Genomic DNA, 2950 nt, shown 5'->3' with positions numbered 1-2950 from the left:
GAGTGACATCGAGCCGCGCCACCGGCAGCAGCGCGGCCGGCAAAGCCTCGAGCCACGCGGCCAGGCCCGCCGGCAGTTGCCGCCGCCAGAGCGCGAGTTCGATCGACGGGTCGCTCACCCGCTCGAGCACGCCGGGGTCATTGCCGGTCTCGACAGCCGGCACGGTCGGCGGCTCGGCAGCGGCCGGCAGACGCAATGCGCCGTTGCGTCCGGTCTCGGGCGGCGCAGTGCGTTTCGTTTTCAAGAATGCAAAGTCGAGCAAGACGATGTCCTTTCGTTCGAACGGGTCAGCGCAGGACTTGCCGGCTGGCCAGCGGCAGGTAGGCGAGTTCTTCTGCGACCTCGCCCCGGCACAGATGCCGCGCAATGATCCGGTCGACGCCGGCTTCATCGACGCCGCCGTAGTACGTGCCCTCCGGAAACACCTGCAGCACCGGTGCGAGATTGCAGGGCCCAAGGCAGGTGGTCTTGCAGCTCATCACGCCGTCGCCCCCGGTGCGCAGGTTCAGGCGCTTCTGTTCGTTGCGCAGATGGCCCCAGATCAGCGCCGCGCCGGCGTCGTTGCAGGGCCCGCCCTGGCAGACGAGCACGCGGCGCTTCTGCGGCGGCACGACCGAGCCCTGCGGCACGGACTGGCGCATTTCGGGCGGCACCTGCGCATCGCGGGCAGCCTCGATCAGCTCGCGCAGCAGCGCATCCATCGCGTCGGTCTCGGCGGGCGACGGCGCGATGCGCACCGCGGGCCAGGGCCGCTGCGGCTCGGTCGCGCGCCAGCGCTCCACGGAGCGTGCGATCCACACCCTGAAGCCCGGCTCCATTGGCAGCAGCAGGGGCAGCAGCAGCACGTCCTCGAAGCCGTCGTCGGCCAGCGTGCGGAGCACTTCGCGCAAGGAGGGCGAGCCCTGCTCGCTGAACGCGAACCGGGTGGTCTGCGCCACACCCGAAGCGGCCAGCCGCTGCGAAAGCACCTGCATCTCGGCGCTCGCCGTCCCCGTGATCGCCGCCTTGGCGAGCAGCACGGCGGCGCGGCGCGGCGCACGCGGTGGAGACAAATCAGGCGGCAGCACGGTTCGGGGCCGTTGCGGTGGCCGTCACCCAGGGCACGCCCTGGTCGCTGCCGACGCGGGCATCGACGCCGTACACGGCGCGCAGGTGTGCCGGCGTCAGCACCTGCTGCCACGGGCCCTGCACCTGCACGCGTCCGTCCTGCAGCATCACCAGCCGGTCGCAGAAGCGGGCGGCCAGGGCCAGGTCGTGGATGGCGATGAGCGCGCCGACGCCGCGCTCGTCGGCCAGCGCCCGCACGGTGCCCAGGGTGCCGAGCTGATGGCGCAGGTCGAGGTCGCTGGTGGGCTCGTCGAGCAGCAGCAGCCGGCCCTGCTGCGCCAGCGCACGCGCCATCAACACCCGCTGGCGCTCGCCGCCGCTGAGCTCGCCGAAGAAGCGCATCGCCAGCGGCTGCAGTTGCATGCCTTCGAGGGCGTCGAGCACATGATCGCGGTCCGCAGCGCTCGTCGCCAGGCCGCGGTGCGGCGAGCGCCCGAGCGCGATCATGTCGATCACCCGCAGCGACATCGACGAGCCGCTGTGCTGCGGCACGTAGGCCACCGCACGGGCCAGCGCGCCGGCCGTAAGCAGTCAACGCCCGGCCGTCGATGACGATGCTGCCCTTGCGCAAGGGCGCAATGCCGTTCACGCACTTCAACAGGGTGCTCTTGCCGGCGCCGTTGGGCCCGACGAGGCCCACCACTTCCCCGGCCGCCACATCGAGCTCGATGCCGTGCAGCACCGGCTTGCCGCCGTAGCTGCAGTCCAGCGCGCGCACCCTCAGCAGGGAAGCCCCACTCATGACGACATCTCGTTGCGCCGCGTGAGCAGCAGGTGCAGGAACAGCGGCACGCCGATGTAGGCCACGACGATGCCGACCGGCACGATCACCGGCGCGAAGGCGAGCCGGCCGATCAGGTCGGCCGCCAGCACCAGCAGCGCGCCGACGATGGCGGCGAACGGCAGCAACACGCGGTGGTCGCCGCCGATCGCCAGGCGCGCGATGTGCGGCGCCAGCAGACCGACGAAGCCGATCACGCCGGTGAAGCTGACGATGGCCGCACTCGACAGCACGGCGGCCAGCGTGACGACGATGCGCGTGCGCGCCACCGCGAAGCCGAGCGAGGCGGCCACGTCGTCGCCACCGGCCGCGAAGGCGTTCAACGCGCCGGCGTGCAGGCACAGCAGCGGCGTGCACGCCAGCCACACCGCGCCGGCGATGAGCACCTCGTCCCAGGTGCGCCCGTTGAGCGAGCCGAAGGTCCAGTGGATGATGGACGCGAGCTGCTGCTCGCTGGCAACGAACTGCACCGTGGCGGTGAGCGCGCCGAACAGGTAGGTGAGGCCGACCCCGCCGAGGATCAGCACGAGCGAGTTCACGCCGCGCAGCGAGGCCAGGCCGAGCACCACGGCGGCGCACAGCGCGGCCGAGGCGAAGGCCAGCGCCACCGTCCAGTACGGCCCGCTGCCGGGCAGCGCGTTCAGGCCCAGCAGGATGGCGATCGAAGCCCCCAGCCCGGCGGCCGGCGAGATGCCGAGCGTGTAGGGGCTGACCAGCGGGTTGCGGGTGATGCCCTGCATCGCCACGCCGGCCATCGACAGGCCGGCGCCGCAGACGACGGCCATGGCGGTGCGCGGCAGGCGCAGGTCCTGCACGATCGCGATCTGCGTGGGGGTGAGGTCGAGCGACCAGGCCGGCGGCAGCCAGCCGGACCACACGGCACGCAGCACTTGCGAGGGTGTGAGCGAGTCCACTCCCAGCCCCGCAGAGGCCAGGGAAAGCAACCCGAGGAGCAGCAGCGCCGCGCTGCCGAAGATCCATTGCCGCGCCCGGTGCCGCTCGATCGCGCGCAGCAACTCGAAGCGTGCGGCTGGCGCGGCCACTGCGAGCTCTGCGGTGGGC

Annotated in this window: 4 protein-coding genes and 1 pseudogene; all 5 read right to left on the bottom strand. The window is 72.2% G+C overall.

Annotation, left to right across the window (positions count from 1 at the left end):
• The coding region (locus tag H0W38_RS20080) for a DUF1826 domain-containing protein (RefSeq protein ID WP_292457494.1) at window positions 1-244 on the bottom strand (244 nt) is incomplete at its 3' end.
• A 43-nt stretch (window positions 245-287) separates the two neighbouring features.
• Complete coding sequence (locus H0W38_RS20075) at window positions 288-1067, bottom strand: ferredoxin (protein WP_292457492.1); 780 nt, start codon at window positions 1065-1067, stop codon at window positions 288-290.
• The gene (locus H0W38_RS20070; RefSeq protein ID WP_292457490.1) at window positions 1054-1608 is read right to left on the bottom strand and encodes an ABC transporter ATP-binding protein; all 555 of its coding nucleotides are present in this window, start codon (window positions 1606-1608) and stop codon (window positions 1054-1056) included. The genes H0W38_RS20075 and H0W38_RS20070 overlap by 14 nt, the downstream gene beginning before the upstream one ends.
• A gap of 85 nt (window positions 1609-1693) precedes the next feature.
• Window positions 1694-1849, bottom strand: a pseudogene (locus tag H0W38_RS20065) (ATP-binding cassette domain-containing protein); the annotation flags it as partial.
• The coding region (locus H0W38_RS20060; RefSeq protein WP_367162475.1) for a FecCD family ABC transporter permease at window positions 1846-2950 on the bottom strand (1105 nt) is incomplete at its 5' end. The gene H0W38_RS20060 and the pseudogene H0W38_RS20065, both read right to left, overlap by 4 nt.

The organism is Methylibium sp. (assembly GCF_013817365.1).
GTDB lineage: Bacteria > Pseudomonadota > Gammaproteobacteria > Burkholderiales > Burkholderiaceae_C > Methylibium.
This window is presented reverse-complemented; position numbering and strand designations above follow the sequence as displayed.